Genomic DNA, 22555 nt, shown 5'->3' on the forward strand with positions numbered 1-22555 from the left:
ACCCTCCCATGGTCGATTCCCTTACCGGTACTGCCTCCACGTCGTCGTCCTCGACCGCGTCCACCTCCGCCGCGTCCTCGTCCAGCCAGCTGAAGGAGCAGACCCTCAACCAGTCGGATTTCCTGAAGCTGATGGTCACCCAGATGACCAACCAGGACCCGACCAAGCCGATGGATTCCACGCAGATGGTCGCGCAGATGGCGCAGTTCTCGCAGGTGGCCGCCACGCAGCAGTTGCAGGGCTCGTTCGATTCGCTGTCCACCAACCTCACCGGCGACCAGTTCGTCCGTGCGGCGTCGCTGGTCGGCAAGGATGCGCTGGTGCCCTCCACGGCGGCCAAGCTCGAGGGAAGCGCCATGAGCGGCGCGGTCAACGTGGGCAGCTCCGGCACCTACGTGAACGTCCAGATCAAGGACGCCTCCGGCAACGTGGTGCGCAACATCCCGATGGGGCAGCCGGATGCCGGCCTGCAGACCTTCGCCTGGGACGGCAAATCCGACGACGGCACGCAGCTGGCCGACGGCGTGTACCAGATGTCCGCCACTTCCGGCGGCACCGCGATCAATACCTTCGTTCGCGGAAAGGTGGAAGGCGTCGGCGCTTCGGGCACCGACGGTACCTACGTGCAGGTGGCCGGCTACGGCGGTGCCCTGCTCAGCCAGATCGCACAAATCCTGTAACTCCAGCAAGGAATACCCACCATGCCTTTCGATATCGCCCTCAGCGGCATCAACGCGGCGTCTTCCGACCTGGAAGTCACCGCCAACAACATCGCCAACGTCAACACCGTCGGCTACAAGGGCTCGCGCGCCGAGTTCTCGCAGGTCTACTCGGTGGCCGGTGAAAACCTCTCCGCCACCGCGGCCGGCAGCGGCGTTCGCCTGACCAACATCGCCCAGCAGTTCGGCGACGGCAATGTCACCCAGACCGGCAACTCGTACGATTTCGCCCTGAGTGGCGCGGGCTTCTTCACGCTGCGCGATGCCTCCGGCTACTCGTACTCGCGCGCGGGCAACTTCCATCCGGACGACAACGGCAACATCGTCAACGCCACCGGCCAGAACCTGCAGGTCTACCCGCCGACCGCCACCGGCGGCTTCGACATCAGTGCCCTGAAGGACCTGAAGATCACCACGGGTACCAGCGCGGCCAAGGCATCCGGCACCGTGGGCCTGACGGCCAACCTGTCCTCGTCGGACACGGTCAAGACCGCTGCCTTCGATCCCACGAACGACCAGAGCTACAACTATGTGTCGACCTTCCAGTCGTACGACTCGCTGGGCGCGACGCATACCACCAACGTCTATTACGTCAAGGACGCGACCACGCCCAACTCGTGGAACGCCTACATGACCCTGGACGGCACCCAGGTCGGTACCGCGCAGCCGTTGACCTTCAGCTCGGGCGGTTCGCTGACCACGCCGGCCAACGGCAAGCTGAACTTCGGTGCGGCCACGCCCAACGCCGGCGCGGCGCCGATCAACCTGTCGGTCGACATGACCAAGGTCACCCAGTTCGGCAGCTCGTACTCCACCTCGGCGATCACCAACGACGGCTTCGCCGCCGGCAAGTTCTCCAAGATCGACGTGTCCAAGGACGGCACGGTCTCGGCGGTCTACACCAACGGCGTGTCCACGCCGATGGGCCAGCTGGCCATCGCCACGTTCGCCAACAACCAGGGCCTGCGCCAGCAGAACGACACCAACTGGGTGGCCTCGGTCGATTCCGGCCAGCCGATCCGCGGCGTGGCGGGCTCCGGTGACGTGGGCTCGGTGCAGGCCGGCTCGCTCGAGGCGTCCAACACGGCCGACCTCACCGCCCAGCTGGTCAACATGATCAAGGCGCAGCGCAACTACCAGGCCAACGCCCAGGTCATCTCGACCGACAACACGTTGACTCAGACCATCATCAACATCCGCAACTAAGCGGGGGCCTAAGCCATGGATCGTTCCGTCTATGTCGCCATGACCGGGGCCTCGCAGATCATGCGGGCCCAGGCCGAAGTGGCGCACAACCTGGCCAATGCCAACACGGCCGGCTTCAAGGCCGAGCTGTCGGCGTTCCAGAGCATGCCCGTGAAGGGCGACGGCCTGCAGACGCGGATCAACGGCGTCGCCCAGGGCACGGGCTGGGACACCACGGCCGGCCAGCAGATGCACACCGGCAACGACCTCGACATCTCGGTGCAGGGCGACGGCTGGATCGCCGTGCAGACCCCGGACGGCACTGAAGGCTACACGCGGGCGGGCAACCTCCGCGTGGACGCCGACGGATTGTTGACGGACATGCGCGGCAATGCCGTCCTCGGCGGCGGCGGCCCGATCACCATCCCGCAGTCCACCAGCGTGAAGATCGGCTCGGACGGCACGATTTCCGTCGTGCCGCTGGGTGAAAGCCCGGCCACGGTGGCCACCACGGACCGGATCAAGCTGGTCAACCCGGGCAACGACCAGCTGACCTATGCCAGCGACGGCCTGATGCACATGAAAGACGGCTCCCAGGCGCCGGCCGACGCCAACGTCAAGGTGGTCAACGGCACCCTGGAATCCAGCAACGTCAACCCCTCCGACGTGCTGGTGAAGATGATTTCCCTGTCCCGCGAATTCGAAATGCAGGTCCGATCGATCAAGACGGCGGACGAAAACGCCCAGTCGGCATCGAAATTGCTACAGGTGGGTTAACCCCCACCAGGCGACGCAAAACCGTCACCGGTATGTAGAGCGCCAACGCGCAGGAGTCAACGATGTTCACGTCCCTCTGGATCGCCAAGACCGGCCTCGACGCTCAGCAGACGAAGATGGACGTCGTCTCCAACAACCTGGCCAACACCAACACCACGGGCTTCAAGCGCGCCCGCGCCGAGTTCGAAGACCTGTCCTATCAGAACCGTGGACAGGCCGGCGCCCAGACCACCGAGCAGACGCAGTCGCCCACGGGCTTCATGATCGGCACTGGTGTGCGCGTGGTGGGCACCCAGAAGATGTTCGAGCAGGGCGGCGTGCAGCAGACCGACAACCCGCTGGACGTGCGCATCGACGGCCGCGGCTTCCTCCAGGTGACCTTGCCCGACGGCACGGTCGGCTACACCCGTGATGGCTCGCTCAAGCGCGACCAGGACGGCCAGATGGTCACCAACGACGGTTACCCGCTGGAGCCGTCCATCACTATTCCCGCCAATGCCTCCACCGTGACCATCGGCACCGACGGCACCGTGAGCGTCACCGTGCAGGGCTCGGCCGCCGCGCAGAACATCGGCACGATCCAGCTGGCCGACTTCGTCAACCCCGCCGGCCTCCAGCCCAAGGGCGACAACCTCTACGTGGAAACCGCGTCCAGCGGTGCGCCGCAGACCGGCACCGCTGGCCTCAATGGCCTGGGCACGCTCAACCAGAACAGTCTCGAAACCTCGAACGTCAACGTCGTCGAGGAGATGGTGAACATGATCGAGACACAGCGCGCCTACGAGATGAATTCGAAGGCGATCACCGCATCCGATCAGATGCTCCAGACCATCACGAACAAGACCTGAGACACGTCATGAATCGCACCTTCGCCCGCGTTTTCTCTGCCGCGCTGCCGCTGGCCCTCCTGGGTGGCTGCGCCATCGTGCCGCCCACGCCGCGGCCGATGTACACCGCCACGCTGCCGGAAGACCCGACCGCGCAGCCGCGCGCCACGGGCTCGATCTATGCCGACCAGCAGTCGATGGAACTCTTCGCCGACCCGCGTGCGCATCGCATCGGCGACATCCTGACCATCACGCTGGTGGAATCCACCCAGGCCAGCAAGAAGGCCAAGACCAATACCAGCAAGAAGAACGGCAACACCATCACCTCGCCCACCCTGCTGGGCCAGGGCCTGCGCATCGGTGGCAACACGGCCGACAGTTCGCTGGCCAGCAACAACGCCTTCACCGGCGACGGTTCCAGCGAGCAGAGCAACCAGCTCACCGGCGAGATCACCGTTACCGTGGCGCAGCGCCTGTCCAACGGCGCGCTGGTGGTGCGCGGTGAGAAATGGCTGACGATCAACCAGGGCGAGGAACTGGTGCGCATCTCCGGCATCGTGCGCCCGCAGGACATCGGCAACGACAACATCGTCGCTTCCAGTCGCGTGGCCGACGCCCGCATCGAATACGTGGGCAAGGGCACGCTGGCCGACTCGAACACGCGCGGCTGGCTGTCGCGGTTCTTCGATTCCAAGTGGATGCCGTTCTGATGAAGGCCCTGCCGCGCTTCCTCACCCTCGTACGCAGCGCTGCCATCGTGCTCGCGCTGGGCGCCGTGCTGCCCGCCCACGCCGATCGCATCCGCGACCTGGTGCAGGTCGGCGGCGTGCGCAGCAACCAGCTGATCGGCTACGGCCTGGTGGTGGGCCTGGACGGCAGCGGCGACCAGACCAGCCAGGCGCCCTTTACCACGCAAAGCCTGGAAAACATGCTGCAGCAGTTCGGCGTCAACGTGCCAGCCAACGTGCGTCCGCAGCTGAAGAACGCCGCGGCGGTCACCATCACGGCCGACCTGCCGCCGTTCGCCAAGCCGGGCCAGCGCATCGACGTCACCGTGGCCTCCATCGCCAACGCCAAGAGCATTCGCGGCGGCCAGCTGCTGATGTCGCCGCTCAAGGGCGCCGACGGCCAGGTCTATGCCATCGCGCAGGGCAGTGTCATCGTTGGTGGTGTCAGCGCCCAGGGCAAGAGCGGCTCCAGCGTCCAGGTCAACATTTCTTCCAGCGGCCGCATCCCGGGCGGCGCCAGCATCGAGCGCAGCGTGGCCTCGTCGTTCGACAAGGGCGGCGACCTCATGCTCAACCTCAACACGGCCGACTTCACCACCGCGGCGCGCATCGCCCAGGCGGTCAACCAGAACTTCGGCGCCGGCACCGCCAACGCCATGGATTCCGGCTCTGTCGCCGTGCGCGCGCCGATCGATCCCTCGCAGCGCGTGGCCTGGTTGTCCACCATCCAGTCACTGGAAGTGACCCCGGGCGACGCGCCGGCGCGGATCATCATCAACTCGCGCACCGGTACGGTGGTGATCGGTTCCGACGTGAAGGTGGGCGCCGCAGCCGTGGCCCATGGCTCCATCCAGGTGACCATCAGCGAGCAGCCGCAGGTCAGTCAGCCGGGCGCGTTCAGCCGCGGCCAGACGGCCGTGGTGCCGAGCAGCCAGGTGGCCGTCAGCGAAGACGGCGGGCACATGTTCAAGTTCGGTCCGGGCACCAGCCTCGACGCCATCGTTCGGGCCGTCAACCAGGTCGGCGCGTCGCCGAGCGACCTCATTTCCATCCTGCAGGCACTCAAGGAATCCGGTGCCCTGCATGCCGAGCTGGTGGTGATCTGACATGGTAACCGCGGTCGACAACCTGAAACTTGGCACCTACACGGATATGTCCGGGTTCGCGGGGCTGCGTTCGGCCGCGCAGAAAGACCAGTCGTCCGCACTGCCGGTCGTGGCGAAGCAGTTCGAATCGATCTTCACCCAGATGATGCTGAAGTCCATGCGCGACGCCAGTTCGGCGATGGGCGACGACATCATGGGCTCGCAGGCTGGCAATGCCTACCGCGACATGTTCGACAAGCAGCTGTCGGTCACCTTGTCGCAGGGCAAGGGCATCGGTATCGCCGACATGCTGATCCGTCAACTCGGCGGCGCACAGTCGGCCCAGGGCGGCTCCACCGACAACGCCCTGTTCGCCGGCGTCACCGGCGCGGCCAGCACGGCCGACGCCGTGTCGTCCAAGTCCGATCAGGACAGCGGGTTGATGAACTCCCTCGAGCGCATCCTGGGCAACGCCGGCAAGGCGGTGGGTGACGGCGCCAGTGCCGTGGCCAGCGCGGTGGGCAAGCTGACCATCGGTTCGCCGGAGGAATTCGTGCAGAAGCTGGCGCCGCATGCCATCGAGGCGGCGAAGAAGCTCGGGGTGTCGGTGCGCGCGCTGCTCGCCCAGGCGGCGCTGGAAACCGGCTGGGGCAAGCACATGCCCGCGCAGGGCAGCACCACCAGCTTCAACATGTTCGGCATCAAGGCCGGCAGCAGCTGGGACGGCAAGCGCGTCAACGTGCCTACCCTCGAATACGAAAACGGTGTGGCGGTGCGCAAGAAGGACAGCTTCCGCGCCTACGACTCACCGTCGGATTCGTTCAAGGACTACGCCGACATGGTCGCGAACAGCCCACGCTATGCGGACGCGGTGGGCCGCGGTGATGACGTCAAGGGGTTCGCCAAGGCGCTGGTCGATGGCGGTTACGCCACCGATCCCAGCTACGCGCAGAAGCTTGCTGCCATTGCCAACGGTCCGGTGATGAAGCAGGCGCTGGCCGCCCTCGAACACATCGCCGCCGAACTGTAAGGAAGGAATGCAACGATGGCCGATCTGCTCTCCACAGGTGTTTCAGGGCTGCTTGCCTCGCAAGTGGGTCTGTCCACCGTCGGACACAACATCAGCAACGTCAACACCGCGGGTTACACGCGGCAGACGACGTCGTTCAATGCACGCACACCCGAATACAACGGCGGCTTCTACGTCGGCCAGGGCGCGGATGCGGTCAGCGTGCAGCGCGCCTACAGCCAGTTCCTCACCCAGTCCATGTGGTCGGCCAACTCGGGCCAGTCGCGTGCGTCCCAGTACGCCACGCTGACGGCCTCGGTAAACAACGTGGTCAGCGGCTCGGCCAACCTGCAGACGGCGCTGGACGGTTTCTTCGGCGCGGTCAGTGACGTCGCCAACGCGCCGGTGGATACCGCCAGCCGGCAGGCGCTGCTCGGCAAGGCCAGCACGCTGGTGTCCACGTTCCGGTCGTTGTCCTCGCAGTTCCAGCAGATCGACCAGCAGACCAACACGCAGATAAGCAACGCGGTGGATTCGATCAACGCGTTGACCAAGAGCATCGCCGGCCTCAATGGCCAGATCCAGCAGGGCTACGCCGGCGGCGCGGTACCGAACGACCTGCTCGACGCGCGCGACCAGGCCATTTCCCAGCTGTCGCAGCTGGTGGGCGTCAACGTTACCCAGAACGACAACCACATGGTCACCGTGACGGTGGGCAACGGGCTGTCGCTGGTCAACGGCACCGACTCCGCCAAACTGGCGACGGCGGCCAACGCCTACGATTCCTCGCGACTGGAAGTCACCGGTCCCGGCGGCGCGGTGATCAGCAGCCAGCTGGGCTCGGGCTCGCTGGGTGCCACGTTCGACTTCCGCACCAACGTCCTCGATCCCGCGCGCAACCAGCTCGGTCGGACCGCCATCGCCATGACCGACGCCTTCAACCAGCAGCACGCGCAGGGCATCGACCTCAACGGCGCCGCCGGTGGCAACTTCTTCAACATCGCCAATCCGGCGGTGTTCAACAGCACGACGAACAAGGGCACCGGGTCGATCACGGCGACCGTTACCGATCTATCCAAACTCGATGCCTCCGACTACGTGATGCGTTTCGATGGTGCCCAGTGGACGGCATCGACCACGGCCGGCGTCACGGTACCGATGACCGGCACAGGCTCGTCCACGGACCCGTTCAAGGTGGGTGGCTTGTCGATGGTGGTCGGCGCGGGTGCGGTGGCGGGTGATTCCTTCCAGGTCCAGCCGACCCGCAATGCTGCGGCGTCGATGAGCGTGGCCATCAGCGATACCAGCAAGATCGCCGCATCCGGCCCACTTTCCGCCCTCAAGGGTTCGTCCAACACGGGCAAGGCGACGCTGGGCAACCTCACCGTCACCGATGTCTCCAATCCGGCGTTCAACACCCCGGCCAGCATCGTGTTCACGTCGCCCACCACGTATACCGTCAACGGCGGTGCCGCGCAGACTTACGCCTCTGGCGACACCATCACTGGCAACGGCTGGACGCTAAAGCTTTCCGGCGTGCCCGCCGCTAACGACACGTTTACGGTGAAGCCGGCCGGTACGGCCAGCGGCGACAACGGCAATGCGCTGGCGCTGGCGAATGTTGCCAACAAGGGCATCCTCGACAACGGCGTGACCACGGTGGGCAAGTCGTACAGCCAGCTGATCGCGCAGGTGGGTACGGCCGGTTCGCAGGCCAACACGGCGTTGTCCGCACAGCAGAGCATCCTCGACCAGGCCACCGCGTCGCAGCAGAGCCTGTCCGGCGTCAACATGGACGAGGAAGCCGCCAACCTGCTGCGTTTCCAACAGGCCTATTCCGCGTCCGCCCAGGTGATCACCACGGCGAACACCATTTTCCAGTCCCTCCTGAGCGCGGTGAGAAACTGATGCGTATTTCGACCTCATGGGGTGCCCAGCAGTCCGTCAACAGCATGCTGGATCGTCAATACCAGCTGTCCCAGACGCAGCTTGCGCTGGGCAACGGCAAGGCCATCCAGTCACCGGCCGACAACCCGGCCGCTGCCGCGCGCTCCGTGGACATCAGTTCGGCCAGCGCACAGAACGACCAGTACACGCGCAACATCAATGCGGCGACCACGCGGCTGTCGACGGAAGAAAGCACGCTGTCGTCCGCCGGTAACATCCTCGATCGCGTGCGCACCCTCACCCTGCAGGGCGTCAACGGCACGCAGACCGACCAGTCGCGGCAGTCGATCGCCACCGAACTACGGCAGACGCTCAACCAGCTCGTGGCGCTGGGCAATACGAAAGACGGGCAGGGCGAATACGTCTTTGCCGGCAGCCGCACCACGACGCAGCCTTTTACGATCGACGGCCTGTCGGTCAGCTACGGCGGCGACCAGTCCCAACGCATGGTGGCCGCGGCCGCCGGCCTGCAGGTCGCCACAGGCGACAGCGGCGACGACGTGTTCATGGCGATCCGCGGCGGCAACGGCACCTTCGTGACTTCGGCCGCGGCTGCGAATACGGGCACGGCGGTGGTCGGCTCCACGTCGGTCACCGATGCCACTCAGTGGGACGGCGGCCAGTACTCGGTCAACTTCACGTCGGCCACCACATATGAAGTGCATGACGCCACCAACCCGACCGGGCCGGCGTTGTCCACGGGCACGTATACGGGCGATGTCGGCACGATCAACTTCAAGGGCGCGCAGCTCAACGTCACGGGCACGCCCGCGGCGGGCGACTCCTTCAGTGTGGGTCCGTCCTCCTCGCAGGACGTCTTCTCCACCATCGCGGGCATCATCCAGGCGTTCGAGGCGCCGGGCGGCGGCGCGGGGATGAACAACCAGGTCAACGGGCAGCTGCAGAACCTCGACCAGGCCGCCACCAATTTCATGAACACGCGTACCCGCATCGGTGCGCGCATGAACACGCTGGACCAGCAGTCGGACATCGGCTCGGACGTGAAGCTTTCCTACGACAGCACGCTTTCGGACCTGAACGACCTGGACTACGCCAGCGCCGCCAGCAAGTACACGCAGCAGCAGACGGCGCTGGATGCCGCCCAGCAGGCCTACGTGAAGATGCAGAACCTCTCGCTGTTCAATTACCTGAAGTAGTCGATCGTTCATTCGTAAAACCGTGCGTATGCGTCGAGGCAGGGTGGCCTGCCGATTCCACTTACAAGGTTTCAGTCGATCGGTCCTAAACCCTTTTGGGGTGCTGCCGATAAATTGACTGACGGAGCCTGGGCGTCACCGCAGGCGGGCTCCACAGCAAGAAAGTAGTTGACAGGTAGAAAAAGCTCTCAAGTTTCCTCCCGGCGTGCCGTAAACCTCTCTGAGGCGGAAGGCTTCCTTCACGGAACCCCGCCGGACTACGCCGCACAACCTCCGGCATTTCGGTTCCGCTTAAAAAAGGATCTATCCCATGGCAATGACCATCAACACCAATATCATGTCGATGAACGCTCAGCGTAACCTGAGCGCGTCGCAGACCAAGCTGTCTACGGCCATCGAGCGTCTCTCCTCGGGCATGAAGATCAACAGCGCGAAGGACGACGCCGCCGGCCTCGCCATCTCGACCCGCATGACCACCCAGATCAACGGCCTGAACCGCGCGGTGCAGAACGCCAACGACGGTATCTCGCTGTCGCAGACCACCGAGTCGGCCCTCGACGAAGTCACGAACAACCTGCAGCGCATCCGCGAGCTGGCCGTGCAGTCCACCAACGCGTCCAACTCCTCGTCGGACCGCGCCGCGCTCGACGCCGAAGTGCAGCAGCGTCTGTCGGAAGTCACGCGTATCGCCACGCAGACCAACTTCAACGGCATGAAGGTCCTGGACGGCTCCGCCCAGAACCTCAGCTTCCAGGTCGGCGCGAACGTCGGTGAAGTCATCAACGTCAGCCTCAACCAGGGCATGAAGTCCAACCAGGTCGGCCAGCTGGCCGCCGGTTCCGCCACCCCGTCGCTCGTCGCCACGGCCGCTGTCGCCGGCACCAAGGGCACGACCGTCGCTGGCGCCGCCACGACCAACTTCGACTTCTCGACCACCGCGTCGTCGTTCTCGGTCAACGGTCAGACGGTCACGCTGAACCAGAACTACACCAACGCCGCTGGCCTCGCCACCGCGATCAATACCCAGCTGTCGGCCAACGGTTCCGGCGCGTCGGCCACGCAGACCGGCGGTACGTTCACCTTCACCAATACGGCCAACGGCGCGACCTCGCCGACCGTCGGCGGTGCTGGCGCTGCCGCGCTGTTCGGTACCACGACCTCGACGGCCGGTACGGCCGACGTCGCCGTGGGCGATGCCACGCCGATCACGCTGGCTGCGGGCGACCTGACCCTGAAGATCGGCAGCAACGCCGCTTTCAGTGTCACGGGTACCTTCAAGACCACGCAGGACATGGCTGACGCGATCAATTCCAAGTCCGGCGAAGGCGTCAACGCCTACGTTGCCACCGACGGCTCGCTGAAGTTCTCGTCCGCCTCGGCCATCACGGTCGGCGGCACCAAGGCGGCGGCTTCGGGCTTCACCGCCGGCACGGTTGCTGTCTCCACCACATCCACCCTGGCCGATTCCAGCGTGAAGACGGTCGATGGCGCCAACGACACGATCAACCGCATCGATGCCGCCCTTCAGTCGGTGTCCGACCTGCGCTCCACCCTCGGCGCGGTGCAGAACCGTTTCGAGTCGACCATCTCCAACCTGCAGAACATCTCGCAGAACCTGAGCTCGTCGAAGTCGGCCATTACCGACACCGATTTCGCCCAGGAGACGGCGAACATGTCCTCGGCTCAGATCCTGCAGCAGGCCGGCGTGTCCGTCCTTGCCCAGGCCAACCAGAGCCAGCAGATCGTCACCAAGCTGCTCCAGTAACAGCGGAGACACCGCCGCCCCGGGCCATCCCGGGGTTGGCAGGGTAATTGCTTAGTTGTCCATGGCTGGCTCCATCACGGGGCCAGCCGTCGGCAAATTGGCGCCCAGGCAGTGAGGCGTCTTCACGGAGAGTCTCATGGCCACCGGTTCAACCAGCGTCTCGATCGGCTCCAGCTCCATCGACGTCAACTCGATCGTCACCAGCCTCGTCGCCAAGAAACGCGCGGCCAAAGACAGCCAGATCGCGACGGCGCAAAGCAGTACCACCACCCAGATTTCGGCGATCGGCAATTTCAACTCGTCCCTGACGAGCTTGCAGTCCGCCATCAAGGCGTTGAGCGACGGTACGGCCTTCAAGACACAGAAGACCACGATCGGCGACTCCACCGTCCTTACGGCTACGGCCGACGCCACGGCCAGGCCCAGCGTCTATAACCTCAACGTCACCCAGCTCGCCGCGTCGCAGAAGACCACATCGGTAGCTTTCACCGACGCGAAGACGGCGGTGGGTACGGGTACGCTCACCCTCTCGGTGGGTTCGAACACCATGAGCGTCGATATCGCCTCGCCGGCGAACACGCTGCAGGATGTCCGCGACGCGATCAACAACTCCAAGAGCAACCCCGGCGTCAGCGCCACCATCGTGACCGGTACGGATGGCGCCCATCTCGTATTGACCTCGTTGAATACCGGTGCGGCGAACGCGTTTACCGTCACCTCCAGCGGTGGTGACGGTGGCCTGGCCAAGCTCGACTTCGATCCGGCCACGTCCACCCCGACCATCAAGGCGCAGGACGCCTTGTTCACCATCGACGGTACGGCGGCCAGCAGTCCGACCAACACCACGGCCACGGCGATCGATGGCGTCACGCTGTCGCTGGCCAAGATCGGCAGCAGCAGCGTCACGATCGCCAGGGACACCAGCGCCACCAGCACGGCGATGCAGTCGCTGGTCACCTCGTACAACGCGTTCATTTCGACGTACAGCACGCTGACCAAGTACGACTCGACCAACCAGCAGGTCGGCGCCCTCATCGGCGACGCCACGATCAACTCGATCAAGAACCAGGTGTCCACGCTGCTGGGCTCACAGCTCACCGGCGCCACCGCCAGCCCGCGGTCGCTGAGCGACCTGGGCGTCCAGTTCCAGGTGGACGGCACACTCAAGTACGACGCCACGAAGCTGACGGGCGCGCTGGCGGCCAACCCGTCCGGCGTGCAGGCGCTGCTCAGCGGCAGCAACGGCATCGCGCCCAAGCTGGACGCCCTGATCACCGGCTGGACATCCTCCTCCGGCATCCTCACCCAGCGCACCGAGAACCTGAACCAGAAGGTGAAGGATCTGGCCGCTCAGCAGACCGCCTACGATCGGACCATGACCGACTACTCGACCCAGCTGACCTCGCGATTCGGCGCGCTCGACGCGATGATGACCAAGCTCAGCAACACCAGCAGCTTTCTGACGCAGCAGTTCGATTCGCTGTCCAAATCGTCCTGATCGAAGGACAGGAAACCGACATGGCACTTGGATATTCCCGCGGCGCTGGTGCCTACCAGCAGATCCGCACCGGCGGTGGGCTCGAGCAGGCCGATTCGCATGGTCTCATCACCTTGCTCATGGACGGTGGCCTCGAGCGCATCCGTCTTGCGCAGGCCTGCATGGCCACGGGCAACGTCCCGGGCAAGGGCGAGGCCATCTCCAAGACGATCGAGATCGTCGGCGGCCTGCAGTCGGGCCTGAACCACGAGGTGGCCTCGCCGCTGGTGGCCCAGCTCGACGCCCTCTATGACTACATGAGCCGGCGCCTCCTGCACGCCAACCTGCACAGCGATCCGGACGCCCTCGACGAGGTTGCCCGGTTGCTCGGCCAGATCCGCGCGAGCTGGGTCGCCATCCCCGTCGAGGCGCGGCAGATGGCCGGGGCCGGCGCATGACCGACGCCACGTGGTGCGATCTGCCCCGTGTGCTGGACCTCACCGAGTCCATGCATGCCGCCGCCAGCGAGGGACGCTGGGACGAACTGACCGCCCTCGAGGCCCAGCGCGAGCCCGTGCTCATGCAGGGCAGCATGCGTCCGGCGCCGGAAACCCTCGAATCGCTGAAATCCATCATGTTGCTCGATGGCCTCATCAAGGACCTGGTGGCGGCCGCGCGCGACGAGACCGCCGCGCAGTGGGACGAATCGCGCCGCGTGCGCCGCGCCGTTGCCGCGTATAGTTCGTTCTGACCTACTCATGGCATGGCGGGCGGTCGGATGACTGACGAATCATGGAAGGCTTTTGCCGACCGGGTGGCCTGGGACTCGCGCTTCCATGCCGTCTGCCTGGCCGCCGAACGACCGGACACCACCGAACTGGCCCTGATCAACGACCGTAATGCCAGTGTGCTGGTGGCGGTGTCGGCCCTGATGGACCGGCGTAGCGACACCGGCGAGGACGACAGCCCGCTGACCCAGGAAGTGGCTCGCCTGGACGCCAAGCTCAACGTCCTCATGGAAATCGTCAACCGCCTTCTGCTGCCGCAGGCCGGGCTTCCACCGCGCATTCCCGTCCGCGTGAATGCCGCCGGTGCCGCGCTGCCCTGGGACGGATTGCCGCCGGTTGGCACGCCCGTCATGCTCAAGCTCCACTTCGATGCCTGCCGGGCGTTGCCCCTGGAATTGCCCGGCCTGCGGATGGCCGGTCCCACAGACGGCAAGGGCTTTGTCGCCTTCGACGGCCTCACCGATGCCGTGCGCGATGGCATCGAGCGCCTGGTCTTCCGCCAGCACCGCCGGCAGGTGGCCGAGGCCAGGGCCCACGCGCGGCCCCAGGACGGCTCAGGGGAGTGAAGTGACCTTTTACGTCACGTGACGTTGGAACGTCGCGTGGCGTCCTGCGTCACATTCGTGACGCGTGTTGTCACGGCTGACGTTGGTGCGTCGCTTCACGGGCTCCTCACGCGACATGAAGGGTTTCCTCACGTCGTCTGGCGCCGCTTCCGGACATGGATTGAGGCCCGATAGCGCCGGAATTCCGACGTTGGCACGCTCCTTGATTGATACCTTGCAACGAAGGCGACGGGATTCCATCGCGAACCCGGTCAGGGGCCTTCGATCACATGCAACGTGAGGTATCCCAGGTGAAGTCTTCCAACTTTCTCGTCGTCGAATCCGACGCTTCCCGCGCGGAAGCCGCTGCCTCCGCGCTGGCCTTCCTGGGCTACCGTCCGGTGCTTGCCAGCCGCATGCAGGCCGCCGATGCCGCCGACGGCTGGCGCGGCGCCTATGTCGGCACGGTGGATGACGAAGCCCAACTGGAAGGCTACCTCGCTGCCCTGGGTCGTCACGGTCGCAACCTGCCGCTGCTGGTGTCCGCCGATTCCCCGGTGGCCAGCGCGCTGATCGCCGGCGACGAAGCGCAGACCCAGCATATCGAGCTGATCGAGCTGCCGCTGCGCTACGAGCGCCTGTCCGAAGCCCTGCGTACCCTGCAGGCGCGCATGCAGCCGGTAAATAACAACCTGCGTTTCGTCGGTCAGTCGGGCCCGATGCAGCGCGTCAACGCGCTGATCCGCCAGGTGGCGCCGTTCGATTCGAGCGTGCTGGTGCTGGGCGAGTCGGGTAGCGGCAAGGAGCTGGTCGCCCGCACCATCCATGAATGCTCGCCGCGCCGCGACAAGCCGTTTGTCGCCATCAACTGCGGTGCGATTCCCGCCGAGCTGCTGGAAAGCGAGCTGTTCGGCCACGAGAAGGGCGCCTTCACCGGCGCGATCAGCACGCGCAAGGGCCGCTTCGAGATGGCCGAGGGCGGCACGCTGTTCCTCGACGAGATCGGCGACATGAGCCTGCCGATGCAGGTGAAGCTGCTGCGCGTCCTGCAGGAGCGCGTGTTCGAGCGCGTCGGCGGCAACCGCCCGCAGCGCTGCGACGTGCGCATCATCGCAGCGACCCATCGCGACCTCGAAGGCGCGATCGAGCGTGGCGGCTTCCGTGAAGACCTGTTCTACCGCCTCAGCGTGTTCCCGCTGGAAATGCCGCCGCTGCGTCAGCGCCTGGAAGACCTGCCGGCCCTCATCACCGAGTTCAACCAGCGGCTGGTGCAGCGTGGCCTCACCTCCGTACGCTTCGCGCCCAGCGCCATGGCGGCACTCTGCCGCCATCCGTGGCCCGGCAACGTCCGCGAGCTGTCCAACCTGGTGGAGCGCATGGCCATCCTGATGCCCCAGGGCGAGGTGCGCGGCGCCGACCTGCCGGAGAAATACCGCGGCGCGCTGCCCATCGAGGAAGTGTCCGGTGCCGCGCTGATCGCCATGATGGAAGCCGAGCCCGAGGTGGTGGCCGAAGCCTTCGGCTTCGCGGGTGAGATGGATCCGGCGGTGCTGCCGCAGGGTGGCCTCGACCTCAAGGATCACCTCGCCGGTATCGAGATCGGCCTGATCCGCCAGGCGCTCAACTCGGCCAACGGCGTCGTGGCGCATGCGGCCAAGCTGCTCCGCGTCCAGCGCACCACCCTGGTCGAAAAACTGCGCAAGTACGGCCTTTCCGAGACCGTGCAGGTCGGCTGAGTTCCACCGTCTTGGCACACCTCGTGCATCGGGTGTCGGTAAGCCGATAACGCGTTGGAAAACCGTCATGACCACGATCGATGTGAACAGCCTGCTGCTCCAGATGCGCCGCATCAGCGCGCAGACCGAGATGCCCGCGATCCGCGGCGTCGGCGAGACGGGGCAGGCGGCGAAGGGTTCGTTCGGCGATGTCCTCAAGCAGTCCATCGAGGGCGTGTCGCAGACGCAGGCCAAGGCGGCGCAGATGTCCTCCGCGTTCGAACGTGGCGATCCGGGTATCGATCTGGCGCAGGTGATGATCCAGGGCCAGAAGGCCGATCTCTCGTTCCGCGCCATGACCGAAGTGCGCAACAAGATGGTCGATGCGTACAAAGAAATCATGAACATGTCGGTCTGATCGTCCTGATCACACACGGCACGCGTCACCTCACAGGATTCCGGTTCCCCCATGGCAGATAACGGCGTAGCCAACACGGATAGCAACGCGTCACGGCGCATGGACTCATTGAAGTCCCTGTCGCAGACGCCCGCGGCCCGGCAGCTCTTCATGCTCGCGGGTATCGCCGGCGCGGTGGCCATCGGCATCGCCGCCGTCATGTGGTCGCGCGCACCGAACTACGGGCTGCTTTACGGCGGTCTGGAACAGAAGGATGCCGCCGCGGTCACGCAGGCGCTGCAGGCGGGCAACACGCCCTACACGCTGAGCACCGACGGCAGCTCGATCTTCGTGCCCGCCGCCGATGTCGCCGGCGTGCGTCTCAAGCTGGCCGGCCAGGGCCTGCCGCAGGGCAGCGCCGCCGCGGCCCTGCCACAGGCCGATTCGCCGTTCGGCATGAGCGACATGGCCGAGCGCTCGCGTTACCAGTCCATGCTGGAAACCGACCTCTCCAACACCATCGCCGGTCTGCAGTCGGTGCGCGGCGCGCGTGTCCACCTCGCGCTGCCCAAGCCGTCCGCCTTCGTGCGCGACAACAAGCCGGCGTCAGCCTCGGTGGTGGTGTCGCTGTATCCGGGACGTCAGCTCGACCAGGGCCAGGTGGCCGCGATCGTTCACCTGATCGCCGCCAGCGTGCCGGAACTGGACACGCGTCAGGTCTCGGTCATCGACCAGACCGGCAACCTGCTCACCGTCAGCGATCCGGACAGCGCCTCCGCCATCGGCGACAGCCGCCTGCGCCTGTCCAACCGCATCGAGTCCACATACACGCAGCGCGTCGAAGACCTGCTCACGCCGCTGGTGGGTGCGGGTAAGGTGCGCGCCCAGGTGTTCGCCGACCTGGATTTCTCCCAGACGGAGAAGGCCAGCGAAACGTTCAACCACGACAACCCGGCCCTGCGCAGCGAGCAGACCAGCAGCGACACGCGCACCGAGCCGAACGCCAACGCGGGCGTGCCGGGCGCGCTCAGCAACCAGCCGCCCAACACCGGCGGCAACCCGACGGCGGCCAACCCGGCGGCGGGCGGCGGCAAGCCCGCCGGGCAGAACGCCAGCACGCAGACGGCCGCCACGCCGACGCAGCAGACGCAGAACGCCACGCGCAACTACGAACTCGACCGCACGGTCAGCCATGTCACCGATCCCGCCGGCAAGGTGGCGCGTCTTTCCGTGGCCGTGGTGGTCGACAACAAGCAGGTGGTGGGTAAGGACGGCAAGTCCACCAGCGTGCCGTTCACCCCGGAAGAACTGACCCGGCTGACCGAACTCACCAAGAACGCCGTCGGCTTCAATGCGACGCGCGGCGACAGCGTCAGCGTCATCAACGAAGCCTTCCGCGGCGCGGTGGCGGAAGAAGAACCGCAGGGCACGCCGTTCTACGAGCGCCCCGGTATGCTCGACCTGATCAAGCAGGGCCTGGGCGTGATGATCGCGCTGATCGTCGGCTTCTTCGTCCTCCGGCCGATCCTCAAGGGCCTGCTGAAGCCCGCGCCGATCACGATGAACAACGTCGCGCTGGCCGGTCCGATGCCCACGGTGTCGGTCATGGTGGACGACGACGACATGACGCCCGATCGTGTCAGCACGTCGCCGCAGCTGGGCTCGCCCGCGCTGCTGGCCTATGAACAGAAGATCGGCCTGGCCAAGCGCATGGCCGCCGAAAACCCCAAACAAGTGGCGCAGGTCGTGAAGAGCTGGGTATCCGACGATGGCAGCTGATCCGAAAGAACCCCTGACCGGTGCGCAGAAGGCCGCGATCCTCCTGCTCACGCTCGGTGAGGAAGACGCCGCCTCCATCCTCAAGCATTTGGGTGCCCGTGAAGTGCAGGCCGTCGGCTCGGCCATGGCCGCGCTGAAAAACGTCAGCAAGGAGCAGGTCGAGCTGGTGCTGACCAAGCTGCAGGACGATGTCGGCCAGCACACCTCCATCGGCGTGGGCACCGAGGAATACATCCGCCGCATCCTGGTCAACGCGCTGGGCGAGAACAAGGCCGGTGGCCTGATCGATCGCATCCTGCTGGGTCGCAGCAGCAAGGGGCTGGAATCCCTCAAGTGGATGGAAAGCCGGGCCATCGCCGAAATGATCGGCCAGGAACATCCGCAGATCATCGCGCTGGTCATGGCCCACCTGGAATCCGACCAGGCCGCCGAGGTGATCGGCTACCTGCCGGCGCGCACGCGCAGCGACGTGGTGATGCGTATCGCCACGCTGGATGGCGTACAGCCGCATGCGCTGAACGAACTCGATGAAATCATGGAGCGCCAGTTCTCCGGCAACTCCAACAAGCTGAAGTCGTCCACGGTCGGTGGCCTCAAGGCCGCGGCCGACATCCTCAATGCGATGGAAACCGCGCGTGAGGCCGAACTCATGGCCTCCATCCGTGGTATCGACTCCGGCCTGGGCGAGCGCATCGAGGAGCTGATGTTCGTGTTCGACGACCTGGCCGACCTGGACGACCGCAGCATGCAGACGCTGCTGCGCGAAGTGCCCTCGGCCCGTCTCATCACGGCGCTCAAGGGTGCCGAGGTTGCCATCCGCGAGAAGATCTTCGCCAACATGTCCAAGCGCGCCGCCGACATGCTGCGCGACGACCTGGAGGTCAAGGGTCCGGTCCGTCTTTCCGAGGTGGATGCGGCGCAGAAGGAAGTGCTGGCCACCGCGCGTCGTCTCGCTGACGCGGGCCAGATCAATCTCGCCGGCGGCGGGGAAGAGTTCGTCTGATGAGCCTCACCTCGATCCTCGCCCGCGAACGCGTCGACCAGTTCGAGCGCTGGGAGCTGCCCCTGGTGGGTGGCGCCGTGCCGCACGAGGTGGTGGAACCCGAAGACGAAGGCCCGCACCGTCCCACGGTCGCCGAAATCGAATCGATCGAGCGCCAGGCGCGCGAGGAAGGCTTCAATGCCGGCCTCAATGAAGGGCGCGCGATGGCCCGGCGCGAACTGGAAGCCCAGGTTGCCCGCCTCGATGCTCTCTTCGCCGCGGTGGAGCGTCCCTTCGCGGACCTGGACGCCGATGTGGCCGGCGACCTCGCCATGCTGGCCACGATCATCGCCGAGCGCGTGCTCGGCCACGACATCGCCACGCGTCCGGAAACCATCCTGGAGGTGGTCCGCCAGGCGGTGGACGTGCTGCCGGCCGGCAGCCGCCAATTGAAGATCCATCTGAACCCCGCGGACGCCGCCATCGTGCGCGAGCACCGCGCGTCGGCCGACCATGAGGGCACGGTGGTGGACGACGCCACGCTCCAGCGCGGCGACGTACGCCTGGAAAGCGAACATTCGCGCCTGGATGCGCGGGTGCGTACGCGCCTGGCCGCCGTGATCGACAGCGTGCTCGACGGTCGGGCTCCGTCCGACGAGTCGCATGACGAACCGCAGGACGAGCCGACATGAGCGCCGAGTCGCATAACGCATCCCGCATCGCCCACTGGCGCGAATCGCTGGCTGCCCAGCGTGCCAGCGCCGAGGGTGTCCGCCCGATGCAGGCCGAAGGCAAGCTGCGCCGGGTGGTCGGCCTGACACTCGAGGCGGTGGGTTGCGAGGCGCCCGTCGGAGCCCGCTGCATGGTCTCGTCGGCCGACGGCAAGCAACTGGAAACCGAAGTCGTCGGTTTCTCCGACGGTCGCCTGCTGCTGATGCCCACGGGCGAAATGCACGGTGTGCTGCCGAATGCGCGAGTAACCCCGGTGGCCGCCATCTCCGGCATTCCGGTGGGCGATTCGCTGCTGGGCCGCGTCATCGGCCCGGATGGCGTCCCGCTGGACGGGCAGGGGCCCCTGCTGGCCCGTGAACGCGCGCCGCTGCGCCGTGCGCCCATCAACCCCATGCTGCGCCGGCCGATCGACACGCCGCTCGACGTCGGCGTGCGCGCCATCAACGCCCTGCTCACCGTGGGCCGCGGGCAGCGCATCGGCCTGTTCGCCGGCTCCGGCGTGGGCAAGTCCACCCTCATGGGCATGATGACGCGCTTCACCGATGCCGACGTCGTCGTGGTCGGACTGATCGGCGAGCGCGGTCGCGAAGTCAAGGAATTCGTCGACCACACGCTGGGCGAGGAAGGCCGCCGTCGCGCCGTGGTGGTCGCCGCCCCGGCGGATGCGCCGCCGCTGAGCCGGCTGCGTGGTGCCCAGGTTGCCACCGCCGTGGCCGAGCATTTCCGCGACCAGGGCAAGCGCGTGCTGTTGCTGATGGACTCGCTGACCCGTTACGCCCAGGCGCAGCGTGAGATCGCCCTGGCCATCGGCGAACCGCCAGCGACCAAGGGCTACCCACCGTCGGTGTTCGCCATGCTTCCCGCGCTGGTGGAACGCGCGGGTAACGATGCCGAAGGCATCGGCTCGATCACGGCGTTCTATACCGTGCTCACCGAGGGCGACGACTATCGCCACGATCCCATCGCCGACTCCGCCCGCGCCATCCTCGATGGTCATATCGTGCTGTCGCGCGACATGGCCGAGGCGGGCCACTATCCGGCCATCGACATCGAGGCCTCGATCAGCCGCGTCATGCCGGCGGTGGTCAGCAAGGAGCACATGCGCTCGGCGCAACGGTTCCGCCAGGTGTATTCCGCGTATCGCCAGCAGCGCGACCTGATCGCCGTGGGCGCGTACCAGAAGGGCAGCGATCCGCGTACGGACGAGGCCATCGCCCTGTATCCGCGTCTTTCCGCGTTCCTCCAGCAGGAAACCGACATGCCGGTAAACCTCGCCGAAGCCGAGGCGGAACTGGTCGACGCCGCGAGTGCCGGCTGATGGCATCACGCGCCGACCGCCTGCAGCCCGTCGTCGACCTGGCCGCCGAGAAGGCGGAGGAAGCGACACGGGTACTCGCGTCGCACCAGCGCGCGCTGGCCGAGAGCGAGCATCAACTGGTCGAGTTGCGTCGCTATCGCAACGAATACGCCTCCATGCCCGACGGCATCGGCGTCAGCGCGCTGCTCAACCGCCAGCAGTTCCTGCAGAAGATCGACATGGCCATCGTGCAGCAGCTGGGCGAGGTGCAACGGCGCGAGCAGGCGCTGGAGCATGCCCGCCAGGGCTGGTCCGATGCACGCGGACGGGCCAAGGCGCTGGATTCGGTCACCGTCAAATACCGCGAGCAGGAGCGCAAGTCGCAGGACCGGCGCGAGCAGGAACAGGCCGACGAGCGCTCGCAATACCGCAAGAACCCCACCGGAAGAAACGCATGAACAACGCCAACGTCGCCCTCAACATCGCTCGCCCGGTCAGCCAGGCGCCGTCGTCCGCTTCGGCGAAGGCGACGGACGATACGACGCCGTCGAAGCGCTTCGATGCGGTGTTCGGCGATGCCCGTGCGCAGGTACATGCGCAGGCGCATGCGAGTGTGCACGCCACGCCGCGCGCGGATGCCGGCCGCGCGGCAGCGCGTGCGGACCACAAGAACGATGCGCGCACGGCAAAGCAGGACGCCGGCGACGACAAGGACGCCGACACCAGCGCCACGTCCCATGCCGCCGCGAAGCAGGACGCCACGGCCGCGAAGGACGAACCGAACAAAGACGACGCCTCCGACGACGACCATTCCATCGCCACGACGATGCTTGCGCTGATCGGTGTGCCGCCCAAGGTCACCGAACTGGCAACGAAGACGCTCGGCGCGCTCAAGGATGCCGGCGGCAAGACCGGCGAGCTGGCCGCCGGTGCGCTGGCCATGGGCCTGCCGCTGGCGCATGGCGTGCCGGCCCCGGCGGGCGGCGATGCCGCCAAGGCGCTGCTCACCTCGACCGATACCGCGGCCTCGTCCGGCGTGCTTGCGGCCACGGCATCGCCTGTCGCGGTATCGCCGCTGGCCACGCTGCTCGCCGCCCGCGCGGCGGTGACCACGGGTGCCAAGGACGACGCGGCATCCGATCCGACCACGAGTCCCATGCCCCTGGTGCATACGCCGGGACTGGCCCCCGTGGATGGCGCCATGGTCCAGGTGCAGGCCACCCAGGCCGCCACCGCGCCGCAGTTCGCGCAGGAACTGGGCGAACAGATCGCGTGGATGGGTAGCGGCCAGATCAAGGAGGCCCGGATCAAGCTGCACCCGGAAGAACTCGGCAGCATGGACGTGCGCGTGAGCATGGATGGCGGCAAGGTCAACGTGGCCATCCTCGCCCAGCATCCGGCCGCCGTGCACGCCGTGCAGCAGACGCTGTCGCAGCTGGACAGCATGCTCGCCCACCATGGCCTGTCCCTGGGCCAGGCCGATGTCGGCCAGCAGCAGGCCGGGCAGGGCCGTCAGGGCACGAGCGACGGCGGTAACGGGCAGGGCGGAACGGACGAGCCGGCCGTCGCTACGGTGCTCGCCACCTCCCGCGTGTCGCGGGGCCTGGTCGACGAGCGCGCCTGAGGGCGCTTCGGCGGCATTGC

General features: G+C 66.4%; 22 protein-coding genes. All 22 read left to right on the forward strand.

Annotation, left to right across the window (positions count from 1 at the left end; translation table 11 throughout):
- Positions 1-8: 8 nt before the first annotated feature.
- The gene (locus ACVKN3_RS11505; RefSeq protein WP_354517264.1) at positions 9-680 is read left to right on the forward strand and encodes a flagellar hook assembly protein FlgD; all 672 of its coding nucleotides are present in this window, start codon (positions 9-11) and stop codon (positions 678-680) included.
- A gap of 21 nt (positions 681-701) precedes the next feature.
- Positions 702-1925: a flagellar hook protein FlgE gene (gene flgE / locus ACVKN3_RS11510; protein ID WP_354517262.1), complete on the forward strand. Its 1224-nt coding sequence runs from the start codon at positions 702-704 to the stop codon at positions 1923-1925.
- A gap of 15 nt (positions 1926-1940) precedes the next feature.
- On the forward strand, positions 1941-2681 hold the full coding sequence (flgF, locus tag ACVKN3_RS11515) for a flagellar basal-body rod protein FlgF (RefSeq protein WP_036137034.1): 741 nt from the start codon (positions 1941-1943) through the stop codon (positions 2679-2681).
- 62 nt (positions 2682-2743) lie between these two features.
- Entirely contained in the window at positions 2744-3529 is a 786-nt protein-coding gene (gene flgG, locus ACVKN3_RS11520; RefSeq protein WP_036137032.1) for a flagellar basal-body rod protein FlgG, read from the forward strand.
- A gap of 8 nt (positions 3530-3537) precedes the next feature.
- On the forward strand, positions 3538-4218 hold the full coding sequence (gene flgH / locus ACVKN3_RS11525) for a flagellar basal body L-ring protein FlgH (protein WP_354517259.1): 681 nt from the start codon (positions 3538-3540) through the stop codon (positions 4216-4218).
- A complete protein-coding gene (locus ACVKN3_RS11530) occupies positions 4218-5342 on the forward strand; it encodes a flagellar basal body P-ring protein FlgI (RefSeq protein ID WP_285406193.1) in 1125 nt (374 codons plus the stop codon). Before flgH ends, ACVKN3_RS11530 begins: the two co-directional genes overlap by 1 nt.
- 1 nt (position 5343) lies before the next feature.
- A complete protein-coding gene (flgJ, locus tag ACVKN3_RS11535) occupies positions 5344-6351 on the forward strand; it encodes a flagellar assembly peptidoglycan hydrolase FlgJ (RefSeq protein WP_354517256.1) in 1008 nt (335 codons plus the stop codon).
- Positions 6352-6366: 15 nt separating this feature from the next.
- Complete coding sequence (gene flgK, locus ACVKN3_RS11540) at positions 6367-8238, forward strand: flagellar hook-associated protein FlgK (protein WP_354517254.1); 1872 nt, start codon at positions 6367-6369, stop codon at positions 8236-8238.
- Positions 8238-9434: a flagellar hook-associated protein FlgL gene (flgL, locus tag ACVKN3_RS11545; RefSeq protein WP_354517252.1), complete on the forward strand. Its 1197-nt coding sequence runs from the start codon at positions 8238-8240 to the stop codon at positions 9432-9434. Before flgK ends, flgL begins: the two co-directional genes overlap by 1 nt.
- A 310-nt stretch (positions 9435-9744) precedes the next feature.
- The gene (locus ACVKN3_RS11550) at positions 9745-11199 is read left to right on the forward strand and encodes a flagellin N-terminal helical domain-containing protein (RefSeq protein ID WP_354517250.1); all 1455 of its coding nucleotides are present in this window, start codon (positions 9745-9747) and stop codon (positions 11197-11199) included.
- A gap of 136 nt (positions 11200-11335) precedes the next feature.
- Positions 11336-12697 carry a flagellar filament capping protein FliD gene (fliD, locus tag ACVKN3_RS11555; RefSeq protein WP_354517248.1) on the forward strand — a complete coding sequence of 454 codons (1362 nt, stop codon included), beginning with the start codon at positions 11336-11338 and terminating at the stop codon, positions 12695-12697.
- A gap of 20 nt (positions 12698-12717) precedes the next feature.
- Complete coding sequence (gene fliS / locus ACVKN3_RS11560; protein WP_354517246.1) at positions 12718-13134, forward strand: flagellar export chaperone FliS; 417 nt, start codon at positions 12718-12720, stop codon at positions 13132-13134.
- Entirely contained in the window at positions 13131-13427 is a 297-nt protein-coding gene (locus ACVKN3_RS11565; protein WP_285406181.1) for a flagellar protein FliT, read from the forward strand. The genes fliS and ACVKN3_RS11565 overlap by 4 nt, the downstream gene beginning before the upstream one ends.
- A gap of 27 nt (positions 13428-13454) precedes the next feature.
- On the forward strand, positions 13455-14030 hold the full coding sequence (locus tag ACVKN3_RS11570) for a PilZ domain-containing protein (protein ID WP_354517243.1): 576 nt from the start codon (positions 13455-13457) through the stop codon (positions 14028-14030).
- Positions 14031-14320: 290 nt separating this feature from the next.
- Complete coding sequence (locus ACVKN3_RS11575; RefSeq protein WP_285406176.1) at positions 14321-15745, forward strand: sigma-54 interaction domain-containing protein; 1425 nt, start codon at positions 14321-14323, stop codon at positions 15743-15745.
- A gap of 67 nt (positions 15746-15812) precedes the next feature.
- Entirely contained in the window at positions 15813-16142 is a 330-nt protein-coding gene (gene fliE, locus ACVKN3_RS11580; protein WP_354517241.1) for a flagellar hook-basal body complex protein FliE, read from the forward strand.
- Positions 16143-16193: 51 nt separating this feature from the next.
- A complete protein-coding gene (gene fliF / locus ACVKN3_RS11585; protein WP_285406171.1) occupies positions 16194-17900 on the forward strand; it encodes a flagellar basal-body MS-ring/collar protein FliF in 1707 nt (568 codons plus the stop codon).
- Between the two features lie 13 nt (positions 17901-17913).
- On the forward strand, positions 17914-18903 hold the full coding sequence (fliG, locus tag ACVKN3_RS11590; RefSeq protein WP_285406213.1) for a flagellar motor switch protein FliG: 990 nt from the start codon (positions 17914-17916) through the stop codon (positions 18901-18903).
- Complete coding sequence (locus ACVKN3_RS11595; protein ID WP_354517238.1) at positions 18903-19574, forward strand: flagellar assembly protein FliH; 672 nt, start codon at positions 18903-18905, stop codon at positions 19572-19574. The genes fliG and ACVKN3_RS11595 overlap by 1 nt, the downstream gene beginning before the upstream one ends.
- Positions 19571-20932, forward strand: a complete 1362-nt coding sequence (fliI, locus tag ACVKN3_RS11600) for a flagellar protein export ATPase FliI (protein ID WP_036137006.1) — start codon at positions 19571-19573, stop codon at positions 20930-20932. The genes ACVKN3_RS11595 and fliI overlap by 4 nt, the downstream gene beginning before the upstream one ends.
- On the forward strand, positions 20932-21369 hold the full coding sequence (fliJ, locus tag ACVKN3_RS11605; protein ID WP_354517236.1) for a flagellar export protein FliJ: 438 nt from the start codon (positions 20932-20934) through the stop codon (positions 21367-21369). The genes fliI and fliJ overlap by 1 nt, the downstream gene beginning before the upstream one ends.
- Positions 21366-22535, forward strand: coding sequence for a flagellar hook-length control protein FliK (locus tag ACVKN3_RS11610; protein WP_354517234.1), 1170 nt, complete (start codon positions 21366-21368; stop codon positions 22533-22535). Before fliJ ends, ACVKN3_RS11610 begins: the two co-directional genes overlap by 4 nt.
- Positions 22536-22555: the final 20 nt, after the last annotated feature.

It is taken from the genome of Luteibacter sp. PvP120, assembly GCF_054055715.1.

What these genes read in the sequence shown, in the direction of transcription:
- ACVKN3_RS11595 (WP_354517238.1), top strand. Translation starts at nt 18,903, where the DNA reads ATGAGCCTCACCTCGATCCTCGCCCGCGAACGCGTCGACCAGTTCGAG.
- fliE (WP_354517241.1), top strand. Translation starts at nt 15,813, where the DNA reads ATGACCACGATCGATGTGAACAGCCTGCTGCTCCAGATGCGCCGCATC.
- ACVKN3_RS11610 (WP_354517234.1), top strand. Translation starts at nt 21,366, where the DNA reads ATGAACAACGCCAACGTCGCCCTCAACATCGCTCGCCCGGTCAGCCAG.
- flgG (WP_036137032.1), top strand. Translation starts at nt 2,744, where the DNA reads ATGTTCACGTCCCTCTGGATCGCCAAGACCGGCCTCGACGCTCAGCAG.
- flgH (WP_354517259.1), top strand. Translation starts at nt 3,538, where the DNA reads ATGAATCGCACCTTCGCCCGCGTTTTCTCTGCCGCGCTGCCGCTGGCC.
- ACVKN3_RS11530 (WP_285406193.1), top strand. Translation starts at nt 4,218, where the DNA reads ATGAAGGCCCTGCCGCGCTTCCTCACCCTCGTACGCAGCGCTGCCATC.
- fliI (WP_036137006.1), top strand. Translation starts at nt 19,571, where the DNA reads ATGAGCGCCGAGTCGCATAACGCATCCCGCATCGCCCACTGGCGCGAA.
- ACVKN3_RS11570 (WP_354517243.1), top strand. Translation starts at nt 13,455, where the DNA reads ATGACTGACGAATCATGGAAGGCTTTTGCCGACCGGGTGGCCTGGGAC.
- fliF (WP_285406171.1), top strand. Translation starts at nt 16,194, where the DNA reads ATGGCAGATAACGGCGTAGCCAACACGGATAGCAACGCGTCACGGCGC.
- flgE (WP_354517262.1), top strand. Translation starts at nt 702, where the DNA reads ATGCCTTTCGATATCGCCCTCAGCGGCATCAACGCGGCGTCTTCCGAC.
- flgF (WP_036137034.1), top strand. Translation starts at nt 1,941, where the DNA reads ATGGATCGTTCCGTCTATGTCGCCATGACCGGGGCCTCGCAGATCATG.
- flgL (WP_354517252.1), top strand. Translation starts at nt 8,238, where the DNA reads ATGCGTATTTCGACCTCATGGGGTGCCCAGCAGTCCGTCAACAGCATG.
- flgJ (WP_354517256.1), top strand. Translation starts at nt 5,344, where the DNA reads ATGGTAACCGCGGTCGACAACCTGAAACTTGGCACCTACACGGATATG.
- ACVKN3_RS11550 (WP_354517250.1), top strand. Translation starts at nt 9,745, where the DNA reads ATGGCAATGACCATCAACACCAATATCATGTCGATGAACGCTCAGCGT.
- fliS (WP_354517246.1), top strand. Translation starts at nt 12,718, where the DNA reads ATGGCACTTGGATATTCCCGCGGCGCTGGTGCCTACCAGCAGATCCGC.
- ACVKN3_RS11505 (WP_354517264.1), top strand. Translation starts at nt 9, where the DNA reads ATGGTCGATTCCCTTACCGGTACTGCCTCCACGTCGTCGTCCTCGACC.
- fliD (WP_354517248.1), top strand. Translation starts at nt 11,336, where the DNA reads ATGGCCACCGGTTCAACCAGCGTCTCGATCGGCTCCAGCTCCATCGAC.
- flgK (WP_354517254.1), top strand. Translation starts at nt 6,367, where the DNA reads ATGGCCGATCTGCTCTCCACAGGTGTTTCAGGGCTGCTTGCCTCGCAA.
- ACVKN3_RS11565 (WP_285406181.1), top strand. Translation starts at nt 13,131, where the DNA reads ATGACCGACGCCACGTGGTGCGATCTGCCCCGTGTGCTGGACCTCACC.
- fliJ (WP_354517236.1), top strand. Translation starts at nt 20,932, where the DNA reads ATGGCATCACGCGCCGACCGCCTGCAGCCCGTCGTCGACCTGGCCGCC.